Below are 13796 nucleotides of genomic sequence, written 5' to 3' on the forward strand. Positions count from 1 at the left end.
TCAGGCGTTCCAGATCTTCTCGGCGTCCCGCTGCCAGTCGGTCAGGATGCTGCCGATCGACTTGGGCTTGGCCAGGAACTTGGTGAGCGCGGTGTCCGCCGTGGGCTGGAGGGCGTCACTGGAGTCCCGGTTGAAGAACTGGGTGATCTCGGCGGCCGCCTCGACGTGCGCACGGCCCTTCTTCACGAGCGCGGTGCCGGCGTCCTTGGCGTCCGGGTTGCAGGGCAGGACGGTGCCGGAGGAGCCCTTGATGTAGATCTCCTGGGCCTCGGCCGTCGCCAGGTAGCTCATCAGGTCGCGGACCTGGTCACCGCGGCCGGTCCGGGCACTGGCGAAGTAGCCGTCGACGGGCGCCTCTTCGGCGAGCGGGACCTTGGAGTCGATGACGGGGAAGCGGAAGAAGTCGATGTCGTCCAGGGCGCTCTTGGGCGCCGAGTCGGCGAAGAAGGTACCGATGAGCATCATGCCGGTCTTGCCGTTGAGCAGGGCGGTCGTCGCGTCCTGGAAGGCGAGGGCGGTGCCGTTCGGGTCGAAGTAGGGCAGCACCTCCTGCCAGCGGTCGAAGACCTTGCGCACCTCGGGGTCGTCGAACCGGTGCTTGCCCGCGAGGAGGTCGCGGTGGTACTGGGCGCCGTTGATCCGGATGTCCAGGTAGTCGAACCAGGCCGACGCCACCCAGGGGGTGTTGCCGCCCGCGCCGAGCCCGATCGGGGCGACGCCCTTGCTCTTGAGCTTGTCGCACAGGTCGAGGAAGCCGTCCCAGCTGGTGGGCTCGCTCACGCCCCACTTGGCGAAGTGGGACTTCCGGTAGAACATGCCCCACCAGTAGTAGGTGTTGGGCACGAAGACCTTCTTGCCGGAGCTCGCGGTGCAGAGCGTGTTCAGCGCCTTGGAGTAGCGCTTGAGGTCGGGCGAGGAGGTCCACACCTCGTCGAGGTCGAGCAGCAGGTTCTTCTTCGCGTAGGCGTCCGCCACCGAGCCGGGGTACCAGGTGTACACGTCCGGCGGGTTGGCCGAGGTGAGGTAGGTCGGCAGCTGGGTGCGGAAGGTCTCGGCGGCGACCGTGTTGAGACTGGCGCTGCCGGACCCCTTCTTCCCGTACGCCGCGACCAGGCCCTCCATCGCGGCCTTGGCCTGCGGGGCGGACAGGTTGGACTGGAGGGTCACCGCGCCCTTCGAGGAGCCCTTGGCGGAGGAGGTGTCGGTGACACAGCCGCTGAGCAGGGCCGCGGTGCCGGCGGCCCCGAGTCCGGCGAGGAACCGGCGTCGGCTGGGCTGTTGGTTGGCCATGGTTGTTTCCTCAGTCACTTGAGTCGGGTGCGGTACACGTGGCCGTCGACGCCGCGGAACACTGCGTCGACGGCTCCGTCCGGGCCGGCGGCCGCGCCGAGCGCGCCGTCGAAGGCCGCGCTCGGGAACTCCTGCCGTTTGCTCCAGCCCTGCCAGGCGCCGTCGCTGTACCGCTGCTGCCAGAGGGTGTAGTCGGCGGCCCGCGCGTACAGCAGCACCGCGTCCCCGGCGGCGACCAGGGTCGGGCTGCCGCTGACGGTCCCGCCGAGGGAGGTCCAGTCGGACCACTGTCCCGAGGTGTCCCGGGTCCGTGTCCAGACGTCGTCGGCGGTGGTGCGGACGGCTACGTGGACGCGCCCCTGCGCGTCGACGGCGGCGGACGGCCGGCCGGAGACCTGCAGGCCGCCGGGCGCGCCGAGCGAGGACCAGCCGGTCGCCGGACCGCGCTGCACGACCGTGCCGTCGGTGCCGCGCGCGAACAGCGTCCAGTGCGCGGGGTCGGTGAAGGCGACGGACGGCGCGTCGGTCAACTGCCCGCCCAGGGACTGCCAGTGCCCCCAGCGGCCGTCGGTGTAGACCCTCCGGTAGGCCCGGGAGTCGGCACCGCGTACGAAGACGTCGATCCGGCCTCCGGCGGAGGCGTACACGGCGGGCTGGCCGAGGATCCCGCCCCGGACCGGACCGCCGAGGTCCCGCGTCCCGCCGTCCGCCTTCTCGACGAGCGAGCCGTGCGGCCCGCGGAAGAACGTGGCGCCGCCGCTCGTCACGGCCGGGCTCGCCGTGGCCGTCACGCCGAGGTCGGTGCCCGGCAGGGCGTCGGCGCCGGTGAGCTTCAGGAACGCGGTGCCGTGCGCGGGGACCTCGACGGTGTACGACCCGGTGTGCGTGCCCCGGTCGGCGCGGTCCCGCAGGTCACGGACGCGCACCGGGCCACCGAGGCCGGTGTCCGAGAACTGCACGGTGCGCTGGGCGGCCTGGTCGGACCGGTTGAGCAGGACGACCGCGCGCTGTCCGCGGTCCCGCAGCACCTTGCTGTAGACGTCACCGACCGAGTCGGTGGCGACCCGCACGCCCTGGACGGCGAGGGGGTCCTGGTCCACGGCGATGATCTCCGGGTTGCGCAGGGTCGCGAGCATGGAGTCGGAGAGCGTCCGCGGGTCGGAGCCGAGCACCAGCGGCGAGCCCATCTCGGCCCACATCACGAACTGGCTGGTGGACTCCTCCTGGGTCAGCTCGTACGACCCGTCGGTCATCTTCCGCATGGGGATGAGGTAGTCCGGGTCGTTGTAGTGGCCGGGGCCCTGCGCCTCGGGGTGCCAAGCGTTGGCGTCCATGTTGCGCAGGATGTTGGGCCACTCGCCGGGGCTCGGGGTGCCCCAGGCGATGTCGGTGCCGGTGCGCCAGGAGTCGGCGATCTCCGGGGCGTAGACGTAGGTGTTGTGGGCGTCCTGCTCGGGGGTGTGCGGCAGGCCCCAGTCGTCGGTGAGCGGGTTGCAGAGGTTCAGCAGCATCTTGCGGCCGGACTTGGCGACCGCGTCGCTGAACTCTTTGAAGGCGGGCCCCGGATCGAGCTTCGCGCCGATCCCGCAGAGGAAGTCGACCTTGATCGCGTCGATCTTCCAGCTCGCGAACTGCCGTGCGTCCTGGTCGTAGTAGCCGCGGCTGCCGAGGCCGCAGCTCTTGCCGCCGTCGTAGGTGCCGCCGTCGGTGTAGATGCCGGCCCGCAGTCCGCGCTTGTGCAGATAGGAGACGAGGGCCGGAATGCCGGACGGGAAGCGGTCCGGGTTGGCCGTCAACCGCCCTTGTGCGTCACGGGGGTTGTCGGCCTGCCAGCCGCCGTCCAGCCACACGATGTCGTATCCGCTGTCGCGCAGACCGCTGCTCACCAGCCGGTCGGCGACGGAGCGCACCTCCTTCTCGGTGGGCGCGCCCAGTCCGTAGTAGGTGTTCCATCCCATGTAGGGAGTCGGCGCGAGGCCGCTGTCGTAGGCGGCGGGTGCGCCCTGGTCGACGGCCGTCCGGGCGACGGCGTCGGGGGTCACGGTGGCGGCCAGGACCGCCGCGATCGCGGCCGCGAGTGCGGGATGGGTGAACCGGTGGTGCGTGTGTACGGGCGGGTGCAAAGTCACGTACCTCTCCCGGAGAGTGGGAAGCAGGAGAACGTGACGCGGGCCGCTCCGCGGCAGAGGCCTACGACGTCACGGCGATGACTGTGGCCTGTGGCCGAAACAGTGTCAAGATTAATTACTAATTTAGTAGAAGCAGCTCGGGTGACGCCTCGTATGCGGCAGCGGCAATCCCGTCGCCAACCGGGCTGTCCGAACCGCATGTTCGTGATCCGCCGGTCCGGCATCCTGTCCTTCGGCGTCGGCCACGGTCGGCGCCGAGCAGCGGTCCGAACGCTCGACAAGCCGGTCCCGCGCCCGAGCCCGAGGCCGGTACGGGCCTCGTCCACTCGGTATCGGTCGGCACCGAACGGGACGGCGGCCAGGAAACCTGCCGACACCGAGCGACCACGCCCGGACGTTCGACCGGCATGAGGGAGTGGACGGTTGTGACCGTCGTCCGAAGGCTGCCGCAGCAATCCGGCTCGCTCTGTTTCAGTCCGTTCCGGTGACGTCGGACTGGTCCACGACCGCGGCGAAGTGGGGCCAGCCGTCCACTTCGAGGTTCTGCTCCAGTGGCCGGATGTCCAGGACGGGCGCCGCTGCATCGAGCAGGCGCCTGGCCGTCCCCGGCTCGTAGAGGTTCAACCAGGTGCGGTCGGGCAGGCGCACGACCGTGCCCGCCTCGAAGTACGAGTTCGAAACGATTCTGTCCGGCCCCGGAGCGAAGACCAAGGACAATCGGCGCCGAGCACCCCAACTCGGCGCCTGCGCGACGAAGGAGATCGTCAGACGGCAGTCGGCGTAGTCGGCTCTCACCCGCTGCCGGACAGTCCAGAACCAGACAGTCCCGTCCACCACGAGGCGGCGGACGCGTCGATCGTTCCGCATCGGGCCACCGTAGAACGTCGAGGCGGCAGGAACGACACCATTTCTTCCGACGTGTTGACGAACGGCTGCACGCCTCGGCGGTCACACCGCCGAGGCGTGCCGGAGTCACCGCCCTTCAGGGCGACCGGCGCCCTGAAGGGGCCGCACCCGCCGCGGGAGCGGTCCGCGACGGCCCGTGAAACGAGCCGCCCCCATGACCACCCCGTAACGGGCATGTGGACGTGATGTGTGGGCACACGGGGTTCACCTCTTCGAAAGGAGCCCACTCATGGTCGGCATCGTTGCGGCGGTGTTGTTCTTCATCGCCTTTCTGATCAACGCGGCGGATATCAGCACCAATGACACGTTCACCTCCACGAACCTGATGCTGCTGGGACTGACCGCCCTCGCCCTGCACGTGGCGGGAATCGGCAGCGGATGGTCGTACGGCAGGCGCCGCTGATCGCACTCCACGACCGTGGGCCCGGCGAGACCCCGCCGCCGAGCCCGCGGCCGTGGAGTGCCGCGCGGGGAGCCGGTCGGGGAAGGTCGCGAGGCGCGGTGCGTGAGCGGTGGTCGGCCTCGGCCCGACACACCCCACCGGGTTGCGGAACGCCCAGGGCGTGCTGGTCCGATACTCGGTCCATGCGCGTGGAATGCGCCCCTGAGGCATCGCCGGCACCGATCCCCCGATCGTCCAGTTCACCTCGATCGGCCGGAAGGACTCGCTGCGGAACGTCGAGGAAACCGGGGAGTTCGTAGTCACCTTCTCGTCCCAACCGCTCCTGCAACTGATCAACGCCACGGCCATCGACTTCCCGCGCTCGGTCAGCGAATTCGACACCGCGGGCATTGAGCGCGAGGCCGGCCGAACCGTGCGTCCGCCCAGAGTGGCAGCCGCTCATGTGGCTTTGGAGTGCCGTTCCCACACCACCCTGCGCAGGGGCAACTGCACCTTGGTCTTCGGGCGGGTGCTGCATGCCGCGGTCGACGAGGACCACCTCGTCGACAACCGCCCCAACAGCAAGTTGCTGCGCCCCCTCGCCGAACTCGGCGGCGACGAATGGGGCACTCTGGGCAAGGTCCTGCACTTGAACCGCATCCCGTACGAGGAACCCGGCACCGCCTGATCCCCCATACGGGTCTGCCGCCACCCGCCACGGCGGCGAGTTGCTCGAGACACGTGACGCCTGGGCTCCCGCTCCCACACAGATGTTTGACAGCACCCCCGGACATCCATCATGCTTCCATTAATTCATTAGCACAAGCATGGTGGAACCGAGGAAGGCGACGTGATCGACTACCGGATCGACCGCGGCAGCGGCGTACCGGCCTATGTGCAGATCGTCGAGCAGACCCAACAAGCGCTCCGGATGGGCTTCCTCAAGGTCGGGGACAAGCTGCCCACGGCCAAGGAGGTGGTGGCGGCGACCGCCATCAACCCCAACACCGTGCTCCGCGCCTACCGCGACCTGGAGCAGGCCGGTCTGGTCGAACTGCGCCGCGGTCTCGGAACCTTCGTGACGCGATCACTCGCCCGGCCCGGCGCGGAGGACGACTCGCCGCTGCGCCGGGAGGTCATCGACTGGGTGGCACGCGCCCGGGCCGTAGGCCTGGAACGGGCCGATGTCCTGGCCATGGTCACAGCCGTTCTGGACGCCTACGACAACGAACACGACAGCCGCACCCCGGGCGACCGGGCCGGAAGACGGAGGACGCATGACCGGGCCTGACGCGCCGGCCGCGTGGCGCGCCACGGGACCTGGGTTCCGGTACCGGAGGCGGGAGTCTCGCGACTGGGCGATCGGCCCGCCGCCACACGCATCGGCCCCCGTACCGTCCTGAGGAACCTGACGACGCCCCCGGGACCACCGGGGCTGGATCCGGTTGGCCTCACGCACAGGTGCGGACAGCACCTCCTGCTCTGACTGCTGCTCGGCTTCCCCCGGTGCCACCAGCTCACCGCGCTCGAACCACGGGTGACCGACCACACCGCCGTACCCCCTGGCGAGGACCGGCCCTCGCGGGCCGTCTGCGCGGTCGTACTCCCCCTCTGCCTCGGGCTGCTGGCAACCCCGGAACCCCGGAACCCCATCGAAGAAAGGTCTGGCATGCTCTTCAACGCGCGCATAAGACGGTCACGCATACTCATAGCCGTCGCGACAGCGGCGGCCGCCGTCATAGCCGTCGCCGTCACTGTGGCGCTGACGGTCACGACCTACGATCACACCTCGCCACGCGCCGCCCGAGCGAAGGCATCGGGATCGGTCACCGGAAACGTCGACTGCCGCAAGGCGAAGTGCGTGGCCCTCAGCTTCGACGGCGGTCCCAGCCCGACGACCCCCAGGCTGCTGGACATCCTCAAGCAACAGGGTCTGCACGCCACGTTCTTCGTGCAGGGCAAGGGTCACATCTCGAAGTACCCCGACATCCTGCGCCGCATCGCGGACGAGGGGCAGGAGATCGGCAACCACACCTGGAATCACAAGAGGTTGACCGACCTCGACGAGGCCGGCGTCCGACACGAGCTGGCCCAAACCCAGAACGCCATCGAGAGGATCACCGGCACCAGGCCCGTCCTGATGCGTCCGCCGGAGGGCCGCACCAGCCGCAAGGTGGCCAAGGTGTGCCGGGACCTGGGGCTGGCGCAGGTGCTGTGGAGCGTCACCGCCAAGGACTACGAGACGACCGACTCGGCCCTGATCACCAAGCGGGTGCTCGACCAGACCCACCGAGACGGCATCATCCTGCTGCACGACCTGCACAAGGGGACCGTGCCCGCCGTCCCGGGGATCCTCAAAGCACTCAAGCAGCGCGGTTACACCATCGTGACCGTGTCGCAGCTGCTCGCTCCCGCCAAGCCCCAGCCCGGGATGGTCTACCGGCCCTGAGGCACGGTGTGCACAAGTCCAAGGGCACGTCCCGCGCGGGATCGCCGGCCACGGCTCACTGACCGCCACCCCGCCCTGCCGGCACCCGGACGAACAGAGGATCACGGCCACGGGGCCGCGCTCTCCCCACACTTCAGCGTGCTGCGCGCACCGCGCTCGCTGCCGAGCCCGATCGTCGTGACCCGCTGACCCCGGTCAAGAGCGCCGGTCCCCGACCGGTCCCCAAGAACGATCAAGGGCCGGTTTTCGGATATCTCCGAAAACCGGCCCCACCCTGCGACTGTCTCCAGTCGGGACGACAGGATTTGAACCTGCGACCCCTTGACCCCCAGTCAAGTGCGCTACCAAGCTGCGCCACGTCCCGGTGCCCTCACTCGCGGTGAACCGCGTGATCAGGCGAACCGCACTTTACCCCACGACCCCGGGCGGCCCGAAAGAGGGCAGGGGGAGGCGCGGGGGGGGGAGGCGCGGGGAGATGCGCGGGGACGGGGGACAATCGGTCGTATGGGCCGTATGGAAAACGCCGGGGCAGGGGCACGGGACCGGGACGCCGAGGGGCGGGCGCGCAGCGCACGGCCGCGGGACGGGCTGGGGCGGCCGCTGCCGTACGGCGCCCCGGGCGTCGAGCGGCAGGCCGAGGGCGTCGTACGGACTCCGGAGGCGACCGTCGTCGAGGCGCAGGCGCTGCTGGACGCCGGGAAGCCCTTCCACGCGCACGAGGTGTTCGAGGACGCCTGGAAGTCCGGGCCCGAGGAGGAGCGGACGCTGTGGCGGGGGCTGGCCCAGCTGGCCGTGGGGCTCACGCACGCGGCCCGGGGGAACGTGACCGGCGGGGCGCGGCTGCTGCGGCGCGGCGCGGGCGCGGTCGAGGCGTGGGCGGCCGGCAGCGGGGTCCGGCGGCCGTACGGCATGGAGCTGGACGGGCTCGCCGCGTGGGCGCGGGAGCTGGCCGGGCGGGTGGAGAGCGGTGCCGGGAGCGTCGATGCCGGGACCGAGGCGCCGCGGTTGCGCGGCACCCGGTAGCACCGGGGGGACCCGCTGTCAGTGGCATGCGGCAGACTCGGGTGCGTGCGAAAGATTCATGTCATCGGTATCGGCGCGGGCGACCCCGACCAGCTCACCCTCCAGGCGGTCCGGGCGCTGAGGAGCACGGACGTGTTCTTCCTCCTCGACAAGGGAGAGGTCAAGAGCGATCTGACCCGGTTGCGCCGGGACATGCTCGACACGCACATACCGGACGGCGGCTACCGGTTGGTCGAGGCGCGGGACCCGGACCGCGACCGGGCGGCGAACGGCGGGGCGTACTCGCCGGCCGTCGGGGACTGGCGCAGCGCCCGCGCGGACATCTACGAGCGGCTGGTCCGCGAGGAACTCGGCGCGGAGCAGACCGGCGCCTTCCTGGTGTGGGGCGATCCCTCGTTGTACGACAGCACGCTCGCGATCCTGGAGGAGGTGCTGGCCCGCGGCACGGTGACGTTCGAGTACGACGTGGTGCCCGGGATCAGCAGTGTGTCGGCGCTGGTGGCCCGCCATCGCACAGGACTGAACCGGGTGGCCCGGCCGGTGCAGATCACCACCGGGCGGCGGCTCGCCGAGGGACTCCCGGACGGCGTGGACGACGTGGTCGTGATGCTGGACGCGCACCAGACCTTCCGGCAGTACGCGGATCAGGACATCGACATCTACTGGGGCGCCTACATCGGTACCCCCGACGAGATCCTGGTCTCCGGTCCGCTCGCCGAGGCCGGTCCGCGTATCGAACGGTTGCGGGCCGAGGCGCGGGAGCGCAAGGGATGGATCATGGACACATATCTGCTGCGCCGCCACCCGAGGGTTCCGAAGGAGGGCTGAGCGGTACCCGGGTGGGCCAGTCCGGCATGCGACGGTAGCCCACGGGTGTGAAGGTGACATGGTGACAGTGACCGAGGCGTCCGCACTGCCCGACGCGTCCCAGCCGCCCGTGCTGGACGCCCGTCGGCGCAACGTCGTCTTCGTGACGATCGTGCTGGGGATCCTGCTCGCGGCCCTGGACCAGACGATCGTGGGCACCGCGCTGCCGACGATCGTGTCGGATCTGGGCGGTGCCGCGCACATGTCGTGGGTGGTCACGTCATATCTGCTCGCGGAGACCGTGGCGACCGTCCTTGTCGGCAAGTTCGGTGACCTGTTCGGCCGCAAGGTGGTCTTCCAGGTCTCGGCGATCGTGTTCATCACAGGCTCGTTCCTGTGCGGCCTGGCCACCAACATGTCGCTGCTGATCAGCTGGCGGGCGATGCAGGGCATCGGTGCGGGCGGGCTGATGGTGACCGCGATGGCGCTGATCGCCGATGTCATCCCGCTGCGGGAGCGCGGCAAGTACCAGGGCGCGATCGGTGCGGTGTTCGGCGTGGCCACGGTCATCGGGCCCCTGCTCGGCGGGCTGTTCACCGACCATCTGTCGTGGCGCTGGGCGTTCTACGTCAACGTGCCCATCGCGATCCTGGTGGTGGCCGCGGCCGCCCGCACGATCCCGGTGGTGAAGTCGGCGTCCCGGCCGGTGATCGACTATCTGGGCATCGCGCTGGTCGCGGTCGGCGCCAGCTCGCTGATCCTCGCCACGAGTTGGGGCGGCAACCAGTACGCGTGGGGTTCGGGCACCGTCATCGGCCTGTTCGTGGGCGGTGCGGTGGCGCTCGCGTTGTTCTGCTGGGTGGAGACCCGGGCGAAGGAACCGATGCTGCCGATGCGGCTGTTCGGCAACCCGGTGTTCACGGTCTGCTCGATCCTCAGCTTCATCGTCGGCTTCGCGATGCTCGGGGCGATGACGTATCTGCCGAGCTATCTCCAGTACGTCGACGGCAACTCGGCGACGATCTCGGGGGTGCGCACCCTCCCGATGGTGATCGGCCTGCTCATCGCGTCGATCTTCAGCGGCAACGTGGTCAGCAAGACCGGTCGGTACCGGATCTTCCCGATCGTCGGCTCCCTGGTCATGGGCGCCGGCCTGTATCTGATGTCCCTGATGGGTCCGGGCACCGGCGCCTGGCTGGAGTCGCTGTACATGTTCGTGCTGGGCACCGGAATCGGTCTGTCCATGCAGGTGCTGACGATCGCCGTGCAGAACACCGTCGACTACACCGACCTGGGCACCGCGACCTCGGGCGTCACCTTCTTCCGTACGCTGGGCAGTTCGTTCGGTACGGCCGTCTTCGGCACCATCTACACCAACGCGCTGAAGCCGAACCTGGCGGACGGGATCGCCGCCGCCACCAAGGCGAGTGCCCTCGGCCCGGCGGTCATCACCAAGGCGGCCACCAGCCCGGAAGGCCTCCACAGGCTGCCCGCGCCGGCCGCCGAGCCGATCGTCCAGGCGTACGCCGACACCATCCACACGGTGTTCCTGTGGACGGTGCCGGTGGCGGCCGTCGGGTTCGTTGTCTCCCTGTTCCTCAAACAGGTCCAGCTGCGGGACAGCGCGCGGCTCGGCTCCACCGACATGGGCGAGGGGTTCGCCTCGCCGCACGGGCCGGACTCGCAGCGGGTGCTGGAAGCGGCCGTAGCGAAGATCATCGGCAGGGCGGACCTGGAGACCGGCCGCCGTCTCATCCGCGAGTCCGGCACCCGGCTGGACGTGGCCGGCGCCTGGGCCGTGATGCAGGTCGAACTGCTCACCCGACTGGTCGGCCACGGCAACCTCGGCCTGATCGCCGCCCGCCGCCGGATGCCCCCGGAGGTACTGCTGCCGGTCTACGACCGTATGGTCGACGAGGGCTACCTCACCCGCGCGGGCACCTTCCTCTCCCTCACCGCGGCCGGCGACCAGGAGGCCCGGACCATCGGCAGAGCCTGGGGCGACTGGCTCAAGGACCGTGTCCAGGACGACCTCGGCCGCCCTTCGGGCGCCGACCTGCGCGCCGCCGTCGACACCATCGCCAAACGCCTCCTGGTCGAGGACCTCACCGACGGACTCGCCGACCGCACCGCGGAGTTGGAGCCGACCGCCGCCAAGGCAGTCTGACCTCGGCCGGCCGGCGACCGCGACCGCGACCGGGCCACGGCCGGCTGCCGGCCTTGGCGGCCACGGTCAGGTGATGCGCCGTCTGAACGCTGCAGGCTCAGCCGTCACGCCGGCCCGAGGCCCAGCCGTTCCAGTACGTCCGCCACGTCGGGCACCGAAGTCACCCCGGACGGCAGCGGCGGGCGGCGTACGACGACCACGGGCAGCCCCAGTTCGCGTGCGGCCGTCAGCTTCGCGGCCGTCGCCGCTCCCCCGCTGTCCTTCGTGACCAGGACGTCGATCAGGTTCTCGCGCAGCAGCGCGGTCTCGTCGGCCACCGTGAACGGCCCGCGGGCCAGCAGCACTTCGGTGTGCGGGGGCATCGGGGGCTCGGGGGGCTCCACCGAGCGGACGACGAAGTGCCGGTCGGCCAGGTGGGCGAAGGCGGACAGGCCCAGGCGTCCGGTGGTCAGGAGGACCCTGGGGCCGAAGCGCGGCAGCAGGTCGGCGGCTGCGGGCAGGGACGCGACCGGGTGCCAGCGGTCCCCGGGGCCGGGGCGCCAGCCCGGGCGGCGCAGCATCAGGGCCGCGACGCCGGTCCGGGCCGCGGCCACGGCCGCGTTCGCGGTGATCGTCTCGGCGAAGGGGTGGGTGGCGTCCACGAGGGCGTCCACGCGTTGTTCGCGCAGCCAGTCGGCGAGGCCTTCCGCCCCGCCGAAGCCTCCGACCCGCACCTCGCCGGCCAGCGCGCCCGGCCGGGTGACGCGCCCCGCCAAGGAGGTCGTGACGCGGACACCGGGGTGCGCGGCGAGCGCGGCGGCCAGTTCGCGGGCCTCGGTGGTGCCGCCGAGGATCAGGACGTGCGGGGACATGGGGCGAGCGTACGGGGCCCTTGGGCGGGCCCGGGACGCGGGACGGCCGCCCGGCGCGGGGGCCGGGCGGCCGTCGTGGTGGCGACTCCCGTCAGCCCTGGCGGGCCTTAAAGCGGGGATCCTTCTTGTTGATCACGTAGACCACGCCGCGTCGGCGGACCACCTGGGCGCCGGGCTTGGCCTTCAGTGAGCGCAGGGACTTGCGTACCTTCATGGTGTTGTTCTCCTCGTGTCGGCCGCGGGGCCGGGTCAGCCGCGGGCGGCTGCGGTACGGCCGTAGCGGCGCTCGAAGCGCTCCACCCGGCCGGCGCTGTCCAGGACCCGGGTCCTGCCGGTGTAGAACGGGTGCGACGCGGACGAGACCTCGACGTCGATCACCGGGTACGTGGTGCCGTCCTCCCACTCGACCGTCCGGGACGAGTCGGCGGTGGAACGGGTCAGGAACGCGACGTCCGCGGCACGGTCACGGAAGACGACGAGCCGGGAGTCGGGATGGATGCGGGGCTTCATGGGGTTTCCTTCCTGGGGCCTCGCTCCGGTGGTGGTTCCGGAGGGTTCGGGCCCGGTCGTTCTCGGCGGTTCAGCGCTCTTCGCGGAAGTCCACGTGCGCGCCGGCCACGGGGTCGTACTTGCGCAGGACCAGCCGGTCGGGGTCGTTGCGGCGGTTCTTGCGGGTCACGTAGGTGACTCCGGTCCCGGCCGTCGACTTCAGCCTGACGACGGGTCGCGCGGTGCTGCGTGCCATGAGGTTCTCCCTTCGCCCACACCCGGGATCACTGATCCGAGCATGTCAATCACGATGGTTGTAACAACGCCTCCCCCTGTCGCATTCCCGGGCCACCGGAGCTTCGGCTAGCGCAGGAGCAGCTGGAGGCCGCCGACGATCGTCGCCGCGATGACCAGCTGCTCGAACAGCCGCTGGTTGATCCGGTCCACCGCCCACTTGCCGAGGAGCGCGCCGGGCACGACGAACACCACGAGCGCGGCGTCGAGCAGCAGGGAGTTGCCGTCGATCAGACCCAGGCCGGCGCTGAAGGGAACCTTGGAGACATTCACGATCAGGAAGAAGAACGCCGAGGTGCCGAGGAAGCCGAGCTTGCGGAAGCCCGCCGACAGCAGGTACAGCGACATCACCGGGCCGCCGGCGTTGGCGACCATCGTGGTGAAGCCGCCGAGGACGCCGTACGAACGGGCCTTCACCCGGCCCGCCCGGGTGGTGACCGTGTCCGGGTCGTCGGGGCGGTCGGCCTTGCGGCGCCGCCACAGGGTGACACCGGCCATCAGCAGCAGGATCGCGCCGATCGAGGTCCGTACGACCTGGTCGTCGGCCCACACGAGGAACAGCGTGCCGATCACCACGCCGGCCGCGACCGCGGGGAACAGCCGCCACAGCGTGGGCCAGTGGGCGTGCCTGCGGTAGGTGGCCACGGCCAGTACGTCGCCCGCGATCAGGATCGGGAGCAGGACGCCGGTGGAGGCGCGGGCCGGGAGGATCGCGGCGAAGACGGCGAGGCTGACGGTGTTGGCCCCGCTGACGGCGGTCTTGGAGAAGCCGACGAGCAGCGCGGCGAGGGCCAGGGCGGCGAACTCCCAGCCGGATATGTGCCAGAGGGTCATGGTGTTCATGCGGGGACCGATGTTATGTCCGGACAAGCCGATCCGGTAGGTCCCGTCTCACCGATCGACCCGCGGACCGGCGGCCCTCCGAGCGGTGCGGACCGCTACGGCACAGCCGCCCCTCCCGTTTGCGCCCGCTCGGCCCGGGCACCCGATCGGCGACCACAGCACGACG

General features: G+C 70.6%; 15 protein-coding genes and 1 tRNA gene. 7 read left to right on the forward strand and 9 right to left on the reverse strand.

Annotated features, from left to right (window positions below):
* From ACZ5K7_RS12440 to ACZ5K7_RS12450, 3 genes are all read right to left on the reverse strand, one after another.
* Positions 1-1290 carry an ABC transporter substrate-binding protein gene (locus ACZ5K7_RS12440; protein WP_468912903.1) on the reverse strand — a complete coding sequence of 430 codons (1290 nt, stop codon included), beginning with the start codon at positions 1288-1290 and terminating at the stop codon, positions 1-3.
* A gap of 14 nt (positions 1291-1304) precedes the next feature.
* On the reverse strand, positions 1305-3419 hold the full coding sequence (locus ACZ5K7_RS12445; RefSeq protein WP_468912905.1) for a DUF8189 domain-containing protein: 2115 nt from the start codon (positions 3417-3419) through the stop codon (positions 1305-1307).
* A gap of 471 nt (positions 3420-3890) precedes the next feature.
* On the reverse strand, positions 3891-4286 hold the full coding sequence (locus ACZ5K7_RS12450) for a hypothetical protein (RefSeq protein WP_468912907.1): 396 nt from the start codon (positions 4284-4286) through the stop codon (positions 3891-3893).
* Between the two features lie 268 nt (positions 4287-4554).
* On the opposite strand from ACZ5K7_RS12450, the gene ACZ5K7_RS12455 reads away from it, so the two are divergent.
* From ACZ5K7_RS12455 to ACZ5K7_RS12470, 4 genes are all read left to right on the forward strand, one after another.
* Positions 4555-4728: a hypothetical protein gene (locus ACZ5K7_RS12455; protein ID WP_351705714.1), complete on the forward strand. Its 174-nt coding sequence runs from the start codon at positions 4555-4557 to the stop codon at positions 4726-4728.
* Positions 4729-4936: 208 nt separating this feature from the next.
* Positions 4937-5395, forward strand: coding sequence for a flavin reductase family protein (locus ACZ5K7_RS12460; RefSeq protein WP_468913250.1), 459 nt, complete (start codon positions 4937-4939; stop codon positions 5393-5395).
* Positions 5396-5557: 162 nt separating this feature from the next.
* Positions 5558-5998: a GntR family transcriptional regulator gene (locus ACZ5K7_RS12465; protein WP_468912910.1), complete on the forward strand. Its 441-nt coding sequence runs from the start codon at positions 5558-5560 to the stop codon at positions 5996-5998.
* 378 nt (positions 5999-6376) lie between these two features.
* On the forward strand, positions 6377-7156 hold the full coding sequence (locus ACZ5K7_RS12470; protein WP_468912912.1) for a polysaccharide deacetylase family protein: 780 nt from the start codon (positions 6377-6379) through the stop codon (positions 7154-7156).
* A 290-nt stretch (positions 7157-7446) separates the two neighbouring features.
* Here ACZ5K7_RS12470 and ACZ5K7_RS12475 read toward each other — a convergent pair.
* Positions 7447-7520, reverse strand: a tRNA-Pro gene (locus ACZ5K7_RS12475).
* Between the two features lie 149 nt (positions 7521-7669).
* Between ACZ5K7_RS12475 and ACZ5K7_RS12480 the strand changes: the two genes are divergently transcribed.
* From ACZ5K7_RS12480 to ACZ5K7_RS12490, 3 genes are read left to right on the forward strand one after another with little or no spacing between them, the layout of a single operon-like run.
* Positions 7670-8179 (forward strand): DUF309 domain-containing protein, encoded by a 510-nt coding sequence (locus ACZ5K7_RS12480; protein WP_351705830.1) that lies wholly within the window; start codon positions 7670-7672, stop codon positions 8177-8179.
* A gap of 45 nt (positions 8180-8224) precedes the next feature.
* Positions 8225-9007 (forward strand): precorrin-6A synthase (deacetylating), encoded by a 783-nt coding sequence (gene cobF, locus ACZ5K7_RS12485; RefSeq protein ID WP_468912914.1) that lies wholly within the window; start codon positions 8225-8227, stop codon positions 9005-9007.
* Positions 9008-9065: 58 nt separating this feature from the next.
* A complete protein-coding gene (locus ACZ5K7_RS12490; protein WP_468912916.1) occupies positions 9066-11153 on the forward strand; it encodes an MDR family MFS transporter in 2088 nt (695 codons plus the stop codon).
* Positions 11154-11257: 104 nt separating this feature from the next.
* Here the strand turns inward: ACZ5K7_RS12490 and ACZ5K7_RS12495 are convergent, their stop codons facing one another.
* From ACZ5K7_RS12495 to ACZ5K7_RS12515, 5 genes are all read right to left on the reverse strand, one after another.
* Entirely contained in the window at positions 11258-12004 is a 747-nt protein-coding gene (locus ACZ5K7_RS12495) for a cobalt-precorrin-6A reductase (RefSeq protein WP_468912918.1), read from the reverse strand.
* 91 nt (positions 12005-12095) lie between these two features.
* Positions 12096-12218 (reverse strand): type B 50S ribosomal protein L36, encoded by a 123-nt coding sequence (gene ykgO / locus ACZ5K7_RS12500; protein ID WP_046728129.1) that lies wholly within the window; start codon positions 12216-12218, stop codon positions 12096-12098.
* Positions 12219-12253: 35 nt separating this feature from the next.
* Positions 12254-12514, reverse strand: coding sequence for a type B 50S ribosomal protein L31 (locus ACZ5K7_RS12505; RefSeq protein WP_351705695.1), 261 nt, complete (start codon positions 12512-12514; stop codon positions 12254-12256).
* Between the two features lie 70 nt (positions 12515-12584).
* Complete coding sequence (gene rpmG, locus ACZ5K7_RS12510; RefSeq protein ID WP_046728127.1) at positions 12585-12749, reverse strand: 50S ribosomal protein L33; 165 nt, start codon at positions 12747-12749, stop codon at positions 12585-12587.
* Between the two features lie 107 nt (positions 12750-12856).
* The gene (locus tag ACZ5K7_RS12515; protein WP_468912921.1) at positions 12857-13630 is read right to left on the reverse strand and encodes a sulfite exporter TauE/SafE family protein; all 774 of its coding nucleotides are present in this window, start codon (positions 13628-13630) and stop codon (positions 12857-12859) included.
* Positions 13631-13796 lie beyond the last annotated feature (166 nt).

Source organism: Streptomyces sp. NPDC031497 (assembly GCF_055580905.1).

Bases quoted from the DNA above. Each gene is read 5' to 3' on its own strand.
- ACZ5K7_RS12515 (WP_468912921.1), bottom strand. From the start codon at position 13,630: ATGAACACCATGACCCTCTGGCACATATCCGGCTGGGAGTTCGCCGCC.
- ACZ5K7_RS12470 (WP_468912912.1), top strand. From the start codon at position 6,377: ATGCTCTTCAACGCGCGCATAAGACGGTCACGCATACTCATAGCCGTC.
- ykgO (WP_046728129.1), bottom strand. From the start codon at position 12,218: ATGAAGGTACGCAAGTCCCTGCGCTCACTGAAGGCCAAGCCCGGCGCC.
- ACZ5K7_RS12455 (WP_351705714.1), top strand. From the start codon at position 4,555: ATGGTCGGCATCGTTGCGGCGGTGTTGTTCTTCATCGCCTTTCTGATC.
- ACZ5K7_RS12440 (WP_468912903.1), bottom strand. From the start codon at position 1,290: ATGGCCAACCAACAGCCCAGCCGACGCCGGTTCCTCGCCGGACTCGGG.
- ACZ5K7_RS12450 (WP_468912907.1), bottom strand. From the start codon at position 4,286: ATGCGGAACGATCGACGCGTCCGCCGCCTCGTGGTGGACGGGACTGTC.
- rpmG (WP_046728127.1), bottom strand. From the start codon at position 12,749: ATGGCACGCAGCACCGCGCGACCCGTCGTCAGGCTGAAGTCGACGGCC.
- ACZ5K7_RS12480 (WP_351705830.1), top strand. From the start codon at position 7,670: ATGGAAAACGCCGGGGCAGGGGCACGGGACCGGGACGCCGAGGGGCGG.
- ACZ5K7_RS12505 (WP_351705695.1), bottom strand. From the start codon at position 12,514: ATGAAGCCCCGCATCCATCCCGACTCCCGGCTCGTCGTCTTCCGTGAC.
- ACZ5K7_RS12495 (WP_468912918.1), bottom strand. From the start codon at position 12,004: ATGTCCCCGCACGTCCTGATCCTCGGCGGCACCACCGAGGCCCGCGAA.
- ACZ5K7_RS12490 (WP_468912916.1), top strand. From the start codon at position 9,066: ATGGTGACAGTGACCGAGGCGTCCGCACTGCCCGACGCGTCCCAGCCG.